Raw genomic sequence first — 16,313 nt, 5'->3', positions numbered from 1 at the left:
GCCACCCTTGCCCCTGTGGGAGCTGGCTTTGCCAGCGATGGCCTCAGCGCGGTTTCAGATCCAGGCGACGCAGGTGGCAGGTCACCTCTTCGCGGTCGTGATACAGCTGCTTGCAGCCAATCGACACCTTGACCTTGCGCGCCTTGAAGCCTTCCTCGATGCGTTCGAGCAAGCGCCGCACTTCAGCGTAACGCTGCTTCATCGGCAGCTTGAGGTTGACCACCGCCTCCCGGCACAGGCCCTCGCCCAACCAGGTTTCCAGCAAGGCGGCACTGCGTGCCGGCTTCTCGACGATGTCGCAAACCATCCAGTCCACGATCTGCTTGGGCTTGTAGGTAAACCCGTCGGCCATCAGGTGCTGGACCAGGCCGGTGTCCATCAGGCTTTCAGCCATCGGCCCGTTGTCGATGGCCGTTACCAGCATGCCGCGCTTGACCAGTTGATAGGTCCAGCCACCTGGCGCCGCGCCGAGGTCAACCCCGGTCATGTCATCGGACAGCCGCGCATCCCACTGGTCACGGGGGATGAAATGGTGCCAGGCCTCTTCCAGCTTCAGGGTCGAACGGCTCGGTGCCTCGCGGGGGAACTTCAGGCGCGGGATGCCCATCGGCCACATCGCCGAGTTGTCCGCCGCCGCCAGGCCGACAAACACCCGTCGGCCGCTGACGAAAGTCAGCAGCAAACGTGGTTTGTGCGCATCCTCGACCAGTCGCCCGGCCTTGCTCAAGGCTTTACGCAGCGGCACTTCGAACTTGCGGCAGAAGGTCGAAAGCTCCTTGCCGTCGTTGGTGTCCATCACCTCCAGCCACAGGCTGCCGCACTGCGGATAATCGGCCAGGGCCTCGAGCAGGACACTGATGCGGTCGGTTTCCGGCAGTTCGATGAAAGTACCGCGGGCCCATTGCCGGGGGAAAATCAGCTGGGCAAAACGCAGCTCGCGCATCAGTTGCTCGGCGCCTTCGGCGTCGTTGCAAATGAATTCGGCGCAGGCGCTCTGCGGCTTGGCCTTGGCGTAGCCGGCGACGTTCAGGCGTGCGGCGTGCTCGGCGATTTCGGCACAGACTTCACTTTCGAAACCGGGCCGGCAATGCATAAACAGGGTATTCATCTTCACTCCAGGACGGCTGGCGCCCAATCACGCCAACCCTGACCGGGCGCAATACGCAGCGCCGGTAAATCGGCGAATGATAAAGGAAGTTCGGAACCTGCGACACGTCCCGCCGGTCCAGTACATGGTCAGGTCCGCCAAACAGGGCTAACCTGACCGTTCAGCCAGGTCCGTGCCGTGCGGACTGTCACAGAGGCGGTGAACCGGCGACAGCAGGGAAGATTGCCGTTCACCGGCGCAGAAGGAGTTGGTAATGCCCTCGCTCGATAGCCTGAAAACCCTCAAGACCCTGACGGTCGATGATCGTCTCTACCACTATTACAGCCTGCCCGACGCCGCCCTCAGCCTCGGCGACCTGCAGCGCCTGCCGATGTCGCTGAAAGTGCTGCTGGAAAACCTGCTGCGCTGGGAAGATGGCAAGACCGTCACCAGCGGCGACCTCTCGGCGCTGGCCAACTGGCTCAAAGAGCGGCGTTCCGACCGCGAGATCCAGTACCGCCCGGCACGGGTACTGATGCAGGACTTCACCGGCGTTCCGGCCGTCGTCGACCTGGCCGCCATGCGCGCGGCCATGGCCAAGGCCGGCGGCGACCCGCAGCGGATCAACCCGTTATCGCCGGTTGACCTGGTCATCGACCACTCGGTGATGGTCGACCGCTACGCCAGCCAACAGGCCTTTGCCCAGAACGTCGACATCGAAATGCAGCGCAACGGCGAACGCTATGCCTTCCTGCGCTGGGGCCAGAACGCCTTCGATAACTTCAGCGTGGTGCCGCCGGGCACTGGCATCTGCCACCAGGTCAACCTTGAGTACCTGGGCCGCACCGTCTGGACCCGTGAAGAAGACGGGCGCACCTACGCCTTCCCCGACACCCTGGTCGGCACCGACTCGCACACCACCATGATCAACGGCCTGGGCGTGCTGGGCTGGGGCGTGGGCGGCATCGAGGCCGAGGCGGCCATGCTCGGCCAACCGGTGTCGATGCTGATCCCTGAAGTGATCGGCTTCAAGCTGACCGGCAAGCTGCGTGAAGGCATCACCGCCACCGACCTGGTGCTGACCGTGACGCAGATGCTGCGCAAAAAAGGCGTGGTCGGCAAATTCGTCGAATTCTACGGCGACGGTCTGGCCGACCTGCCACTGGCGGACCGCGCCACCATCGCCAACATGGCACCGGAATACGGCGCCACCTGCGGCTTCTTCCCGGTCGACCAGATTACCCTCGATTACCTGCGCCTGTCCGGCCGCCCGGAAGCGACAATTAAACTGGTCGAGGCCTACTGCAAGGCCCAGGGCCTGTGGCGCCTGCCCGGCCAGGAGCCGGTGTTTACCGACACCCTGGCGCTGGACATGAACGAAGTCGAAGCGAGCCTCGCCGGACCAAAGCGCCCGCAAGACCGGGTAGCCCTGTCTAATGTCAGCCAGGCCTTCGATGACTTCATCGGCCTGCAACTCAAGCCGTCGAGCAAGGAAGAAGGCCGCCTGGAAAGCGAAGGCGGTGGCGGCGTGGCAGTGGGCAATGCCGACCAGGCCGGCGAAGTCAGCTACGAATATCAGGGCCAGCAACACCTGCTCAGAAACGGCGCTGTCGTGATCGCCGCCATCACCTCCTGCACCAATACCTCCAACCCCAGCGTGATGATGGCTGCCGGGCTGGTGGCAAAAAAAGCGGTGGAAAAAGGCCTGCAGCGCAAACCCTGGGTCAAGAGCTCCCTGGCCCCCGGCTCCAAGGTGGTGACCGACTACTACAAGGCTGCCGGCCTGACCCAGTATCTGGATGCCCTGGGCTTCGACCTGGTCGGCTACGGCTGCACCACTTGTATCGGCAACTCCGGCCCGCTGGACGAAGCCATCGAAAAAGCCATCACCAGCGCCGACCTCACCGTCGCCTCGGTACTGTCGGGCAACCGCAACTTCGAGGGCCGCGTGCACCCGCTGGTGAAAACCAACTGGCTGGCCTCACCGCCGCTGGTGGTCGCCTATGCCCTGGCCGGCAGCGTGCGCATCGATATCAGCCGCGAACCGCTGGGTATCGGCAAAGATGGCCAGCCGGTGTACCTGCGCGACATCTGGCCAAGCCAGCGGGAAATCGCCGACGCCGTGGCCAGCGTCGATACCGCGATGTTCCACAAGGAGTATGCCGAGGTGTTCGCCGGCGACGCCCAGTGGCAAGCCATCGAGGTACCGCAGGCGGCCACTTATGTATGGCAGGACGATTCCACCTACATCCAGCATCCGCCATTTTTCGACGACATTACCGGACCGCTGCCGGTGATCGAGGATGTCCACGGCGCCCGGGTGCTGGCGCTGCTGGGCGATTCGGTGACCACCGACCACATCTCCCCGGCCGGCAACATCAAGGCCGACAGCCCGGCCGGACGTTACCTGCGTGAAAAAGGCGTGGAACCCCGCGACTTCAACTCCTATGGCTCACGCCGCGGCAACCATGAAGTAATGATGCGCGGCACCTTCGCCAATATCCGCATCCGCAACGAAATGCTCGGCGGTGAAGAAGGCGGGAACACCCTGTATGTGCCCACGGGCGAGAAGCTGGCGATCTACGACGCGGCCATGCGCTACCAGGCCGACGGCACGCCACTGGTGGTGATTGCCGGCCAGGAGTACGGCACCGGTTCCAGCCGCGACTGGGCCGCCAAGGGCACCAACCTGCTGGGGGTCAAGGCGGTACTGGCCGAGAGCTTCGAACGTATCCACCGCTCCAACCTGGTTGGCATGGGCGTGCTGCCGCTGCAGTTCAAGCCCGGACAGAACCGCAAGAGCCTGGCCCTGGACGGCCGCGAGCGTATCGATATCCTCGGCCTGAGCCATGCCCAGGTGCAGCCGCACATGACCCTGAACCTGAAAATCACCCGCGAGGATGGTCGCCAGGAACAGATCGAGGTCCTGTGCCGGATCGACACGCTCAATGAAGTGGAGTACTTCAAGGCGGGGGGTATCCTCCACTATGTGCTGCGGCAATTGATCGCAGCCTGAAGTGATGGCCCGGTCCCTGGTGACCGGGCCTTTGCCTTATGCAGCAGACAACGTAGGATAAGCAGTAATGGCCAAAGGATGGCCGAAAGGCGTGTCTCCGACCGCGGCAGCGCAGTCGAAGGGTTCACGTTGTGCTTTTCAAAGGATTTCTCATGCTTGCCCCGCAATGGATCGGCCTGGCGCTGCTCGGCCTCGGTTACATCTTCGCCCTGTTCAAAGGCAACCTCGGCCTGCTGGCCCTGCCCACCCTGATTGCCCTGCTTTGCGCCGGCTTGCTGGTACGCCGTGCCAGCCTGTGGCAAAAGCTGGTCGGCCATGCCCTGTTCGTGCTGCTGGCCATCGCCCTGGCCCTGCATATGCTGCCGGGCTTCAGCGGCGCCAAGGTCATCGACAAGGTGCGCTTTAGCAGCGACGCCCTACCCTTCTCCATGTACCTGAACCTCGACAAGCCGCTGATCGGCTTCTGGCTGCTGTTGGCCTGTCCTTGGGTACTGGCGCTGAAGAACAAGCGTCCATTCGCCAGCCTCGCCCTGACGTTGCCGTTGGTTATCGTGGTGTGCCTGGGCGGCGCCTGGCTGCTGGGAATGGTTGCCTGGGCGCCGAAGTGGCCAGAGCAGGGCTGGATCTGGGCCCTGAACAACCTGTTGCTGGTGTGCCTGACCGAAGAACTGCTGTTTCGCGGTTACATCCAGGGCGGCCTGCAACGCTTGCTGAAAAACCAGAACCTGGCCCTGCTGCTGGCCGCGACGCTGTTCGGCCTGGCCCACCTGGGTGGCGGCTGGCAATGGGTGCTGCTGGCCGGCCTTGCCGGTGTCGGCTATGGCCTGGCTTACCGATATGGCGGCCTTTTCGCTGCACTACTGTGCCATTTCGGCCTGAACCTGGCGCACTTTGCCGGCTTTAGTTACCCGATGCTGGCACCGCTGTGAACATGCGGTCATTAGCTGACTTTTGTGTCAAAAACATGAAAGAATGCAGCTAATTTGTTGAACTTTGCACGAATGTCTTAGCGCAGGTCAGATCAAGACTCCTTGATCGAAATCAAGCCCTGCAAATATTCATTCAACAAAACCCCCGGCGTGCCGATACCATTCGAAAGCCTTGCGGATTGAACAGCTAATGCGTAACAACCAGCCGATTACCCAACGCGAACGGACTTTCCCAGCTCAGCAACGGTTGATCTCGACCACTGATGCCAAGGGCGTGATCACCTACTGCAACGACGCCTTCGTCGAGATCAGCGGCTTCTCCCGCGAGGAGCTGATGCGCGCGCCGCACAACCTGGTGCGTCACCCGGATGTGCCGCCGGCCGTGTTCGCGCACATGTGGACCACGCTCAAGCAAGGCCTGCCGTGGATGGGCATCGTCAAGAACCGCTGCAAGTCGGGTGATCATTACTGGGTCAACGCCTATGTCACGCCGGTGTTCGAAAAGAACCAGGTCGTAGGCTTCGAATCGGTGCGAGTCAAGCCGAGCGCCGAGCAAGTGCGTCGCGCCGAGGCCTTGTACCAGCGTATCAACCAGGGCAAACCGGCGATTCCGCACCGCGACAAGTGGCTGCCGGTAGTGCAGGACTGGCTGCCGTTCATTCTGGTCAGCCAGATCGGCTTTTTGATCGGCAACTGGCTGGGGCATTCCTGGGGCTTCGCCCTGGCCGCCGGCCTCTCGGTACCGCTCGGCCTGCTGGGCCTGAGCTGGCAGCAACGCGGCCTCAAGCGCCTGCTGCGCCTGGCCGAACAGACCACTTCCGACCCGCTGATCGCGCAGATGTATACCGACAGCCGCGGCGTGCAGGCGCGCCTGGAAATGGCCATGCTCAGCCAGGACGCGCGGATGAAGACCTGCCTGACCCGCCTGCAGGACACCGCCGAGCACCTCAACGAACAGGCACGCCAGTCCGACACCCTGGCCCACAACAGCTCCTCGGGCCTGGAGCGCCAGCGGGTGGAGACCGAGCAGGTCGCCGCCGCCGTCAACCAGATGGCCGCCACCACCCAGGAAGTGGCCAACCACGTGCAGCGCACTGCCGACGCCACCCAGGAAGCCAATCGCCTGACCGGACGCGGCCGCGACATCGCCGGAGAAACCCGCGAGGCCATCCAGCGCCTGTCGGCTGCCGTCGGCGAGACCGGCCTGACCGTGACCCAGCTGGCCCGCGACAGCGACGAGATCGGTGGCGTGGTCGATGTGATCAAGGGCATTGCCGACCAGACCAACCTGCTGGCCTTGAACGCCGCCATCGAAGCGGCCCGAGCCGGCGAGATGGGCCGCGGCTTTGCCGTGGTGGCCGACGAGGTGCGCCAGCTGGCGCAACGCACTGCCGAGTCCACCGGGCAGATCCACGGCCTGATCGCCAAGCTGCAACAGACCGCCAACAGCGCCGTGCAGACCATGGAAACCGGTCACCGCCAGGCCGAAGAAGGCGTTGCGCGGGTGATGGAAGCCGACCAGGCCCTGGTAGGTATCAGCGAAGCTGTGGCCAATATCACCGACATGGCCACGCAAATTGCCGCTGCCACCGAGGAGCAGACTGCGGTTGCCGACGAAATCAGCCGCAACATCAGCACCATCGCCCAGCTGGCCGACCAGACCTCGGAACAGGCCCAGCATTCGGCGCTGCTCAGCGAAGAGCTGACCCGCACCGCTACCACCCAGTACTCGCTGGTGGAGCGCTTCAACCGCTAAGCCTCACCGCGCATCGCCACTGGCGGTGCGCGGCTCCCCGCCCTACCAGTCGAGCGTCAGCCGGCTTTCGAAGTAACGTTCTTCACCGCTCAATGGGTCGTTGAAACGCAGGCTCTGCGCCAACAGCTTCAACGGTTTGTTGTAGTCATCCTGCTCCTGGGCGATGTCCGGATAGAACGGATCATTGCAGATACTCGCGCCCAGGGCGGTCATGTGCACCCGCAGCTGGTGGGTTTTGCCAGTGACCGGCGAGAGACCGTAGCGCCACAGCTCGCCGTTCTTCTCCAGCACCTGGGCCAGGGTTTCGCTGTTGCTTACCCCTTCGACTTCCTGCATGCGAAAAAATGGCTCGCCGTTGACCAGGCGGCTCTTGTGCACCAGCGGAAACTCACGCTCGGGCAAGGCGCGTGCAATGGCCTGGTAGCGCTTGTCGATCTGCCGGTTGGGGAATAGCGACTGATAGGCCGAACGACTCTGGGGGTTGGCCGAGAACAGCACCAGCCCGGCAGTGTGCCGGTCAATGCGGTGCAAGGGCACCAGATTGGGATTGTCGAGGCGGCGGATCAGCCGGCGCAGCAAGGTCTGTTCGACGTACTCGCCGGTCGGGGTGACCGGCAGGAAATGCGGCTTGTCCGCCACCACCAGGTGCTCATCGATGTGCAGGATGGACTCTTCGACCGGGATCGGCTTTTCGTTTGGCACTTCGCGAAAATAATGGATGCGCAGACCCGGACGGTAGGCAAGCGTGGCGCTGATCGGCGCGCCCTGAGCGTCCAGCACCCGGCCGCGGGCGATGCGATCGAGCCACTGCTCGCGGCCGATGGCCTTGAAGTGCTCGCTCAAGCAATCGACTACCGTCACCCAGTTGCCGGGCGGCAGGCACACGGTGCTGGCTTGATGCTGAGCCGGATCGAAGGGAGGCGTGGCCATGGGAACACTCTGGACAGATGGACCGGCCATTATCCCCCATGCTCGCCCGCTCAGCCAGCTTCGGCAGCCGCAGCCTCGGTGAACTCCTTAAGCCAGCGCAGCACCTCGACCGCCTCCCAGCGGCTGGGGTCGTAGAGGGCGTACAACAACCCCTGGTATCCGACCACATCCAGTGGCCGGTGGTAGCCGGCGCGCTGGAACAGGGCTTCGATCTCGGCGAAACAGGTGTTGAAGTGCACTTTATTGAACGGCGTCTTGCCTTCCAGCACCAGGCCGTCAAGGCGCAACTCGAGCACCGCTTCACTCACGACCTCGACAGCCATGCGATTGACGGAGTATTTCAGTTGTTCGACATTGACCATTGATCCGGACCCTCGACGCAAGCGCCATCCCTGTACTGTATTTATATACAGCATATTCAGAGATGTCGTCTGCGTCAATCAGACTGCAGCTATCAGACCAGACCTGGGAGATAGCCGGACCCTTTGCGCACCGTGAGCAATTGACGGCGCGGCCGGCCCGCAGCAAGGCTCAGGTGCACCCATTGGTCGTACTCGAGAATCAACTGGTCGAACTGCAGGTTGCTGTCGGCCACCCGTCGCGCCAGCGCTGCCGGCGTCAGCCCGGGCACATTGAAGTCAGCTGCCAGCCCTTCGGTATGCGCACTGGCGGCGGACCCGCCAATCACCGCGTTGAGTTCGACCGAGCGAAAGCCGCTGCTGACCAGCACCGGCGCGCCCACCAGCTCGCGGACCTGTTCGAGCGTCGCGCAGAGGCGGTGCAGGTTGTCCAGGGCACGGCTATCGGGCTGGTTATCGATGTCCTGGCGTGCTGCGGTCTCCGAGAGGGTCATTTCCTCGAGGGTGAAGTGTTCGGTCAGGTACATGGTGCCGCTCCTTGGCGAGGTAAGAGAAGCCAAGGATTGTCCACATCAGCACAGCGTTGCGCACGACGGGAAAGATACCCGCCAAGACCGAACCATCACCCCAGGAAGGTCACGACCTGCTCGGCATCGAAGGGCCAGCGCAGCTCGGCCCCGGTATCGCAACGGCGCAACACCGGAATGAGCAGGCCATAGGTGTCGATCATCCCCTCGTGCTCGGCGATATCGACCAGTTCGACCAACAGGCCATGCTCGACAAACGGCATCAGCAGCGCCTCGGCCACTTCGCACAGGTGACAGCCCAGGGTGCCGAACAATTGGCATTCAGGTGGCATTTATGGGTACCAGCAACTGTAGGAACGGATCATTATTCTAGGTCTGCAATCGGGGCCAGTCGAGCGCCGCCCCTGAAACCGGCCAATGACATTGAAGTGCTGATGCACATCAACGGCCAAATGGCGTAAGTCGTTCAGACTTAATGGTTTTTTCGCTGTTTTCGCAAGGGAGTGTTTTGTGTTTGCCAACCTGTTGATCATCCTGGCCTCATCGCTGGTCGTCATCGCGTTCTTCCGGCGCCTGAAGTTGCCGCCGGTACTTGGCTATTTGTGTGTCGGCCTGTTCGTCGGCCCTACCGCCCTGGACTGGGTCAACGAAAGTGAAGAGCTGCCGGACCTGGCTGAAATGGGCGTGGTCTTTTTGCTGTTTTCCCTGGGACTGGAATTTTCCCTGTCGAAAATGCTCGCCTTGCGCAAGGTGGTGTTTGGCCTCGGCAGCCTGCAGGTGATCTGCACCAGCCTGCTCCTCGCCGGACTGCTGGTTCTGCTCGGCATGCAACCCAACGTGGCCTTGATGCTGGGCGCGGGCCTGGCGCTGTCGTCGACGGCGATCGTCAGCAAGGAGCTGACCAGCCTCGGCGAGATTTTCAGCAGTCATGGTCAGAATGCCATCGGCGTGCTGCTGTTCCAGGACGTGGTGGCAGTGTTGCTGCTGACCCTGGTACCGGTGTTTGCCGGCCAGGGCGGCCAGGCCTGGTACTGGGCTTTGCCGCTGACCCTGGGCAAGACCGTGATCCTCTTCTTCGGCCTGCTGCTGGCCAGCCGCTGGCTGCTGCCGCGGCTGTTCCATGAGGTGGCCAGCTCGCATTCGGCCGAGCTGTTCGTCCTGCTGGCCCTGGTGATCGTGCTGTTGACCGCCTGGTTGACCCACCTGCTGGGCCTGTCGCCGGCCCTGGGCGCGTTCCTCGCCGGCATGTTGCTGGGAGAAAGCAATTACCGCCATCAGATCGAAGCCGATATCCGCCCATTCCGGGACATTTTGCTCGGGCTGTTCTTCGTCAGTATCGGCATGCTCATCGACCTGCAGCTGTTCGCCACCCATGGCTGGCAGCTCCTTGCCCTGACCCTCGCCCTGCTGCTGATCAAAGGCTCTGTGGTGGCCGCACTGGTGCGCTTGCGCGGCAGTGATGCCGAGACCGCCTGGCGCAGCGGCCTGGCCCTGGCCCAGGGCGGCGAGTTCTGTTTCGCCCTGATGGCGCAGATGCAACAGACCCGCCTGCTGCCCGAGGAACTCGGTCACCTGCTGCTGGCCGCGACCTTCTGCTCGATGCTGGTCACCCCGCTGCTGCTGCGGGCCGCTCCGACAATCGCCGCCCGCCTGCACCGCAAGCCCAACCAGGAGGTTCATCTGGAAGAGATCGAAGCACAAAGCGCCGCGATGAACGGCCACGTGCTGATCTGCGGCTACGGCCGCGTCGGCCAGTCGATCGGGCGCTTCCTGCGCCGCGAGGACATCCCCTTCATTGCCCTGGATGACGACCCGGTGCGGGTCCAGGAAGCCGCCGCCGGAGAAAACTGCGTGCACTACGGCGACTCACGCCGCGGCGAACTGCTCACCGCCATCGGCCTTGAGCGCGCGCGCTTGCTGGTGATTGCGGTGGACAAGACCGACATCGCCCTGAGCGTGTTGAAAGCCGCCCGCGAGCGTCATGCCCAGGTGCAGATCCTGGTACGCACCCGCGACGACAGCCAGCGCGACGAATTGCGTGCCGCTGGCGCCACTGCCGTGGTCCCGGAACTGCTGGAGTCGAGCCTGATGCTGGCCTCCCATGCCCTGGTGATGCTCGGCCTGCCACAGGATCAGGTGCAGCAACGGGTAGATGAAGTGCGCAAGACCCGCTACCGGCTGCTGCATGCCTTCTACCATGGCGCCCAGACCAGCCCGGTCGACAGCGAGGGCCTGCCCAAGGCGATGATGCACGCGGTCAACCTCGGCGCCGAAGCCTATGCCTGCGGCCGAACCCTGAGCGATCTGGGCCTGGAACAATTGGGTGTTGAACTGCAGGCTGTGCATCGCCAGGGCGAGGAGCTGAATGTAGACACCGGCACCTGTCTGCACGCGGGCGATGCTGTGCTGGTCAGCGGCCCGCTGAGCGCCGTGGAAGCCTGCGAGGCGCGCTTGCTCGCAGGGCGCTGAACCGTCAGTCCTGGCTGGTGGCGCCGATCTTGTGAATCGACAGGTCGGCGCCGTAGTACTCTTGCTCCTGGCTCAGGCGCAGGCCATGCAACAGCTTGATGCTGCCATACACGGCAAAGCCGCCGAGCAAGGCCACCAGCACCCCGGCCAGGCTGCCGATCAACTGGCTGATCAGGCTGACCCCACCCAGGCCGCCCAAGGCGCTCTGGCCGAAGATCCCGCAGGCAATCCCGCCCCACACTCCGCACAGGCCATGCAGCGGCCACACGCCCAACACGTCATCGATCTTCCAGGTGTTCTGCGCGGCAATAAAGCACCAGACAAACAAGGCTCCGGCAATCGCCCCGGTGGCCAGCGCGCCCACCGGGTGCATCAGGTCAGAACCTGCGCACACCGCCACCAGCCCGGCCAGCGGGCCGTTGTGCAGGAAGCCCGGGTCGTTGCGCCCGACCAGCAAGGCGGCCACGGTGCCGCCGACCATGGCCATCAAGGAGTTGACTGCCACCAGGCCACTGACCCCTTGCAGGGTTTGCGCGCTCATGACGTTGAAGCCGAACCAGCCGACGATCAGAATCCACGACCCCAGGGCCAGGAACGGAATGTTCGACGGCGCAAAAGCCACCAGCTTGCCGTCGCGGTAACGGCCGTTGCGCGGTCCCAGCAGCAATACTGCCGCCAGCGCCAGCCAGCCCCCCATGGCATGCACCACGACGGAGCCGGCAAAGTCATGAAAACCCGCGCCAAAACGCTCCGCCAGCCAGACCTGCATGCCAAAGTTGCCATTCCAGACGATACCTTCGAAAAACGGATAGACGAAGGCGACGATCAGCACCGTGGCGCACAATTGCGGGGCGAAGCGTGCACGCTCGGCGATGCCGCCGGAGATGATCGCTGGGATCGCCGCGGCAAAGGTCAGCAGGAAGAAGAACTTCACCAGGCTGTAGCCATGCTCCTGGCTCAACACCTGTGCCGGCTGTAGAAAACTGACACCGTAGGAAATCCAGTAGCCGATAAAGAAATAGGCCAGGGTCGACACGGCAAAATCGCTGAGAATCTTCGACAAGGCGTTGACCTGGTTCTTGTGCCGCACGGTGCCCACCTCAAGGAAGGCAAAACCTGCGTGCATGGCCAGAACCATCACCGCACCGAGCAGAATGAACAGCGTGTTGGAGCCGTGGACCAGGGTGTCCACTGCGCTTTGCAAATTTTCCATGGAGTAGGCAGGCCTGCAAAAAAGCACCAAGACAGCTCAAAAACACTCCTTCGTGCACCAGTCTGGATCGTCGTTGCGGCCACCTCCCTGGCCGATCCGGGTAGTACGGGAGTTTTTCCTTGGGTTTGTCGTGGATTGGGTTAAGGTTTACAGGTCCGGTATTCGCCCGCGCCCACAATCGGCGCAGGCACCGGCCCCGGCGCACCACGGCAAAGCAAAAGCTGTACCAGCAAATTGCACTTGAACCTTCGCCCGCGCCCACGACTCGAAATAGCCACACACACTGTTAGGGAGAGCCCCATGGCCAGCAAATCGGCAAAGACTGCTCAAGACATATTGATGGCTGACTTCCAGACCCTGGTACGCGATACCGAGAAGCTGCTGGAGCACACTGCAACCCTGGCTGGCGATCAGGCCGACGACCTGCGCGAACAGATCCATGACAGCCTGCTGCGCGCCCGGGAAACCCTGCAACTGACCCAGGATTCGGTCCGCGAACGCGGCCAGGCGGCCCTGAGCGCAACCGAAGACTACGTACAAGGCAACCCCTGGCAGTCGATCGGCATTGCCGCCGGCGTTGGCTTTCTGATCGGCCTCTTGGCCACCCGCCGCTGAGGACCGAGCATGGAAAGCGAACCACTCGCCGGTGCCGGCCCCTCCAGCAAGCGTCTCGGCGCTGCGGTGCTGGGCCTGCTGCATGGCCATGTCGAACTGTTCGGCATCGAACTGCAGGAGCAGAAAGCGCGGACCCTCAGCTTGCTGCTGTTCGCCGGGCTGGCCCTGGTATTTGCCCTGCTGTTGCTGACCGCCCTCTCCGGCCTGGTGCTGGTGATGCTCTGGGACAGTTATCGCCTGGCCGGCATCATTGGCCTGTGCGTGTTCTACGGGCTGGCGGCGCTGTTTTGCGGCCTGCGTCTGAAGGCGGCGGTGTTCGATGAATCGTCACCCTTCAGCTCGACCCTCGAAGAACTTGCCAAGGACCGGGAGCGCCTGTTGCCATGAGCCTGCCTGAACTACCGCAAACCACCAATCGCCGGGAACTGCGCAAGGCCTTGGTGCGCCTGCGCCTGGAGATGCACCGCCAGGAAATTCGCCATGAGTCCGGGCAACTGCTCAACCCCCTCACCCGTTTGCGCTCCATGGGCGACTCACTGCAAGGCGGCCTGGGCATCAAGCACGCGCCGCTGTGGGGCATTGGTGCCGTGGTGCTGCTGGGTTTCCTGACCGGCAAGGGCGCCCGCAGCGGCAGCGTCAGCCGCCTGGTGCGCCTGGGGACCAGCTTGATTCCGTTGTTGAAGCTGGCCATGCAAGGGGCTGGTAGCAAGCGTTAAGTGCAGCGCCTGAACTACGACCGCTGCGCGCTCGATCGCGGGTCAAGCCCGCTCCCACAGATCTGCGCGCTTAGCAAGAGCGAAGCGAATTGTGCTCTTGATCTGCTTTTGATCTTGATCCACCGGCCCCGTTAACCAGAAGGGCCGAGTGGAGGTGTTGCGAAGGGGCTAGTGCGCAGCACCTTCGGCGTTAGCCGAAGTTGCGAAACGTAGAGTTGCTTGCAACTCGTAGTTCGCAATGCCCCGTAGCGACACCGGAACGAGGGGACCCGAAGCGCAGCGTAGGGCCCCTGGTGGGGCAAGAATTTTTGCTTACTTTTTTTCGACTGAAAAAAGTAAGCCGCCGTAAAGGCGGAAGGGGCCCGCAACGCCCATACAGCAAACGGATAAGCTCACAAAGCCACTTGCACCCCCCGACCCAAACCACGAAGCTACCCCCCTGCCCCCCGCACCGGAGAAATGGCCTTGGATTGGCACACCCTGCTCACCCGCGAACGCCTCGGCAAACCCCTGCACAGCCCGGAAGAACTCGGCCGCAGCCCGTTCCACAAAGACCACGACCGGATCATCTTCTCCGGCGCCTTCCGCCGCCTGGGGCGCAAGACCCAGGTGCACCCGGTGTCGAGCAACGACCACATCCACACCCGCCTGACCCACTCCCTGGAAGTCAGCTGCGTCGGCCGCTCACTGGGCATGCGCGTCGGCGAAACCCTGCGCGCCAGCCTGCCGCAGTGGTGTGAACCCAGCGACCTGGGCATGGTCGTGCAGTCAGCGTGCCTGGCTCATGACATCGGCAACCCACCCTTCGGCCACTCCGGCGAGGATGCCATACGCCACTGGTTCCAACAGGCCGCCGGGCGCGGCTGGCTGGATGCGATGAGCGCCGCCGAACGCGGCGATTTTCTCAACTTCGAAGGTAACGCCCAGGGCTTTCGCGTCCTCACCCAACTGGAATACCACCAGTTCGACGGCGGCACGCGGCTGACTTACGCCACGCTGGGTACTTACCTCAAATACCCCTGGACTGCACGTCACGCCGACGCCCTGGGGTACAAGAAACACAAATTTGGCTGCTACCAGAGCGAACTGCCGTTGCTCGAACAGATCGCCCGCAAGCTCGGCCTGCCGCAACTGGAAGAGCAACGCTGGGCCCGTCACCCGTTGGTGTACCTGATGGAGGCGGCCGATGACATCTGCTACGCCCTGATCGACCTTGAAGACGGCCTGGAAATGGACCTGCTCGACTACGCCGAGGTCGAGTCGCTGCTGCTGAGCCTGGTGGGTGACGACCTGCCGGAAACCTACCGCCAGTTGGGCCCGGACGATTCGCGCCGGCGCAAACTGGCGATCCTGCGCGGCAAGGCCATTGAGCACCTGACCAATGCCGCGGCGCGCGCTTTCGTCGAACAACAGGACGCGTTGCTGGCCGGCACACTCAACGGTGACCTGGTCGAGCATATGCACGGCCCGGCCAAACGCTGTGTGCTGCAGGCCAAAGACATCGCACGCAAGAAGATTTTCCAGGACAAGCGCAAGACCCTGCATGAAATCGGCGCCTACACGACCCTGGAGATCCTGCTCAATTCGTTCTGTGGCGCCGCCCTGGAGCAACATGGCGGGCGTACACCCTCGTTCAAGAGCCGGCGGATTCTCGACCTGTTGGGCAAGAACGCGCCGAGCCCGGATGCCTCCCTACACACCTCGTTCCTGCGCATGATCGATTTCATTGCCGGGATGACCGACAGTTATGCCAGTGAAATGGCCCGTGAAATGACCGGCCGCTCGAGCCCGAGCTGATCAACCGCCTGTACTGCCCGGCAACCGGGCAGTACAGGAAATTACTGACACACTTGAAACAAATATAAACAACCCGAAACTTTCGCAACATAACCTTACCATCTATAGCATTGACACCCCTATCTAGCAGAAGCCTCTGTAATCCTATATTTCAAAGTTAGTAGGACTTTTCCTATATATCAATTAACTCACCTCAAGTTCATGTGCGACCTGTTCTTTCTGCGCTAAGGTGCCCCTACCCCTCTGGCACTTTTATGGAAAGTTCAACATGTATTCTGTCTTCATCGTCGACGATCACCCGGTCATCCGCCTGGCGGTGCGCATGCTTCTGGAGAATGAAGGCTATCGAGTGGTCGGTGAATCGGACAACGGCGTAGACGCCATGCAGATGGTCCGCGAATGCCTGCCGGACTTGATCATCCTCGACATCAGCATTCCGCGGCTGGACGGCCTGGAAGTGCTCTCGCGTTTCCATGCCATGGGCATCCCGCTGAAAATCCTGATACTGACCGCACAATCGCCAGCGCTTTTTGCCATTCGTTGCATGCATTCCGGCGCAGCAGGCTATGTGTGCAAACAGGAAGACCTCAGCGAGTTGCTTAGTGCGATAAAAGCGGTGTTATCGGGTTATAACTATTTCCCCAGCCAGGCCATCAATCCGGTACGCAAACACGATGATTCAGCCTCGGACCTGGATCTGTTCAAACAGGTCAATGATCGTGAGCTGATGGTACTGCAACTTTTTGCCCAAGGCAGAAGTAACAAGGAAATTGCCCAGGGCATGTTCCTCAGCAACAAGACGGTCAGCACCTACAAGAAACGACTGATGCAAAAGCTCAAAGCCAGTTCTCTGGTTGAACTGATTGAAATGGCGAAACGCAATGCCCTGGTTTGAGAGC

Annotated in this window: 15 protein-coding genes; 9 read left to right on the top strand and 6 right to left on the bottom strand. The window is 62.4% G+C overall.

All coding sequences use genetic code 11. From position 1 onward, the window contains the following. Window positions 1-43 precede the first annotated feature (43 nt). Window positions 44-1,108 (bottom strand): 23S rRNA (cytidine(2498)-2'-O)-methyltransferase RlmM, encoded by a 1,065-nt coding sequence (gene rlmM, locus CCOS864_RS09385; RefSeq protein ID WP_115086058.1) that lies wholly within the window; start codon window positions 1,106-1,108, stop codon window positions 44-46. 253 nt (window positions 1,109-1,361) lie between these two features. Between rlmM and acnA the strand changes: the two genes are divergently transcribed. The 3 genes from acnA to CCOS864_RS09370 all read left to right on the top strand — a co-directional run bounded on the left by acnA (window position 1,362) and on the right by CCOS864_RS09370 (window position 6,788). Beyond that, window positions 1,362-4,103 (top strand): aconitate hydratase AcnA, encoded by a 2,742-nt coding sequence (acnA, locus tag CCOS864_RS09380; protein ID WP_115086057.1) that lies wholly within the window; start codon window positions 1,362-1,364, stop codon window positions 4,101-4,103. A gap of 152 nt (window positions 4,104-4,255) precedes the next feature. Continuing rightward, the gene (locus tag CCOS864_RS09375; protein WP_115086056.1) at window positions 4,256-5,032 is read left to right on the top strand and encodes a CPBP family intramembrane glutamic endopeptidase; all 777 of its coding nucleotides are present in this window, start codon (window positions 4,256-4,258) and stop codon (window positions 5,030-5,032) included. Window positions 5,033-5,222: 190 nt separating this feature from the next. Continuing rightward, window positions 5,223-6,788 (top strand): methyl-accepting chemotaxis protein, encoded by a 1,566-nt coding sequence (locus tag CCOS864_RS09370; RefSeq protein WP_115086055.1) that lies wholly within the window; start codon window positions 5,223-5,225, stop codon window positions 6,786-6,788. 42 nt (window positions 6,789-6,830) lie between these two features. On the opposite strand, the gene CCOS864_RS09365 is transcribed toward CCOS864_RS09370, so the two are convergent. The 4 genes from CCOS864_RS09365 to CCOS864_RS09350 all read right to left on the bottom strand — a co-directional run bounded on the left by CCOS864_RS09365 (window position 6,831) and on the right by CCOS864_RS09350 (window position 8,936). Continuing rightward, window positions 6,831-7,718 (bottom strand): pseudouridine synthase, encoded by an 888-nt coding sequence (locus tag CCOS864_RS09365; RefSeq protein ID WP_115086054.1) that lies wholly within the window; start codon window positions 7,716-7,718, stop codon window positions 6,831-6,833. A 50-nt stretch (window positions 7,719-7,768) separates the two neighbouring features. Next, the gene (locus CCOS864_RS09360) at window positions 7,769-8,080 is read right to left on the bottom strand and encodes a transcriptional regulator (protein WP_115086053.1); all 312 of its coding nucleotides are present in this window, start codon (window positions 8,078-8,080) and stop codon (window positions 7,769-7,771) included. Between the two features lie 92 nt (window positions 8,081-8,172). Further along, a complete protein-coding gene (locus CCOS864_RS09355; protein ID WP_115086052.1) occupies window positions 8,173-8,604 on the bottom strand; it encodes a D-Ala-D-Ala carboxypeptidase family metallohydrolase in 432 nt (143 codons plus the stop codon). Between the two features lie 95 nt (window positions 8,605-8,699). Next, window positions 8,700-8,936: a glutaredoxin family protein gene (locus CCOS864_RS09350; RefSeq protein WP_038994296.1), complete on the bottom strand. Its 237-nt coding sequence runs from the start codon at window positions 8,934-8,936 to the stop codon at window positions 8,700-8,702. A gap of 178 nt (window positions 8,937-9,114) precedes the next feature. Between CCOS864_RS09350 and CCOS864_RS09345 the strand changes: the two genes are divergently transcribed. Next, window positions 9,115-11,073, top strand: coding sequence for a monovalent cation:proton antiporter family protein (locus tag CCOS864_RS09345; RefSeq protein WP_115086051.1), 1,959 nt, complete (start codon window positions 9,115-9,117; stop codon window positions 11,071-11,073). Window positions 11,074-11,077: 4 nt separating this feature from the next. On the opposite strand, the gene CCOS864_RS09340 is transcribed toward CCOS864_RS09345, so the two are convergent. Then, complete coding sequence (locus tag CCOS864_RS09340) at window positions 11,078-12,286, bottom strand: ammonium transporter (protein ID WP_115086050.1); 1,209 nt, start codon at window positions 12,284-12,286, stop codon at window positions 11,078-11,080. A gap of 300 nt (window positions 12,287-12,586) precedes the next feature. Here CCOS864_RS09340 and CCOS864_RS09335 point away from each other — a divergent pair, with 300 nt between their 5' ends. The 5 genes from CCOS864_RS09335 (at window position 12,587) to CCOS864_RS09315 (ending at window position 16,309) form a co-directional block, all read left to right on the top strand. Continuing rightward, window positions 12,587-12,901, top strand: coding sequence for an ElaB/YgaM/YqjD family protein (locus CCOS864_RS09335; RefSeq protein WP_115086049.1), 315 nt, complete (start codon window positions 12,587-12,589; stop codon window positions 12,899-12,901). Between the two features lie 9 nt (window positions 12,902-12,910). Continuing rightward, window positions 12,911-13,288 (top strand): phage holin family protein, encoded by a 378-nt coding sequence (locus tag CCOS864_RS09330; protein ID WP_115086048.1) that lies wholly within the window; start codon window positions 12,911-12,913, stop codon window positions 13,286-13,288. Further along, complete coding sequence (locus tag CCOS864_RS09325) at window positions 13,285-13,617, top strand: hypothetical protein (RefSeq protein ID WP_115086047.1); 333 nt, start codon at window positions 13,285-13,287, stop codon at window positions 13,615-13,617. Before CCOS864_RS09330 ends, CCOS864_RS09325 begins: the two co-directional genes overlap by 4 nt. 465 nt (window positions 13,618-14,082) lie before the next feature. Beyond that, entirely contained in the window at window positions 14,083-15,414 is a 1,332-nt protein-coding gene (locus CCOS864_RS09320; RefSeq protein ID WP_115086347.1) for a deoxyguanosinetriphosphate triphosphohydrolase, read from the top strand. A gap of 268 nt (window positions 15,415-15,682) precedes the next feature. Then, entirely contained in the window at window positions 15,683-16,309 is a 627-nt protein-coding gene (locus CCOS864_RS09315) for a response regulator transcription factor (RefSeq protein ID WP_115086046.1), read from the top strand. Window positions 16,310-16,313 lie beyond the last annotated feature (4 nt).

This window comes from Pseudomonas wadenswilerensis, from assembly GCF_900497695.1.
Classification (GTDB): domain Bacteria; phylum Pseudomonadota; class Gammaproteobacteria; order Pseudomonadales; family Pseudomonadaceae; genus Aquipseudomonas; species Aquipseudomonas wadenswilerensis.
Note: the sequence above shows the minus strand (reverse complement) of the source record. Positions and strands in the feature narration are given on the sequence as shown.

What these genes read in the sequence shown, in the direction of transcription:
- rlmM (WP_115086058.1), bottom strand. Translation starts at nt 1,108, where the DNA reads ATGAATACCCTGTTTATGCATTGCCGGCCCGGTTTCGAAAGTGAAGTC.
- acnA (WP_115086057.1), top strand. Translation starts at nt 1,362, where the DNA reads ATGCCCTCGCTCGATAGCCTGAAAACCCTCAAGACCCTGACGGTCGAT.
- CCOS864_RS09375 (WP_115086056.1), top strand. Translation starts at nt 4,256, where the DNA reads ATGCTTGCCCCGCAATGGATCGGCCTGGCGCTGCTCGGCCTCGGTTAC.
- CCOS864_RS09370 (WP_115086055.1), top strand. Translation starts at nt 5,223, where the DNA reads ATGCGTAACAACCAGCCGATTACCCAACGCGAACGGACTTTCCCAGCT.
- CCOS864_RS09365 (WP_115086054.1), bottom strand. Translation starts at nt 7,718, where the DNA reads ATGGCCACGCCTCCCTTCGATCCGGCTCAGCATCAAGCCAGCACCGTG.
- CCOS864_RS09360 (WP_115086053.1), bottom strand. Translation starts at nt 8,080, where the DNA reads ATGGTCAATGTCGAACAACTGAAATACTCCGTCAATCGCATGGCTGTC.
- CCOS864_RS09355 (WP_115086052.1), bottom strand. Translation starts at nt 8,604, where the DNA reads ATGTACCTGACCGAACACTTCACCCTCGAGGAAATGACCCTCTCGGAG.
- CCOS864_RS09350 (WP_038994296.1), bottom strand. Translation starts at nt 8,936, where the DNA reads ATGCCACCTGAATGCCAATTGTTCGGCACCCTGGGCTGTCACCTGTGC.
- CCOS864_RS09340 (WP_115086050.1), bottom strand. Translation starts at nt 12,286, where the DNA reads ATGGAAAATTTGCAAAGCGCAGTGGACACCCTGGTCCACGGCTCCAAC.
- CCOS864_RS09335 (WP_115086049.1), top strand. Translation starts at nt 12,587, where the DNA reads ATGGCCAGCAAATCGGCAAAGACTGCTCAAGACATATTGATGGCTGAC.
- CCOS864_RS09330 (WP_115086048.1), top strand. Translation starts at nt 12,911, where the DNA reads ATGGAAAGCGAACCACTCGCCGGTGCCGGCCCCTCCAGCAAGCGTCTC.
- CCOS864_RS09325 (WP_115086047.1), top strand. Translation starts at nt 13,285, where the DNA reads ATGAGCCTGCCTGAACTACCGCAAACCACCAATCGCCGGGAACTGCGC.
- CCOS864_RS09315 (WP_115086046.1), top strand. Translation starts at nt 15,683, where the DNA reads ATGTATTCTGTCTTCATCGTCGACGATCACCCGGTCATCCGCCTGGCG.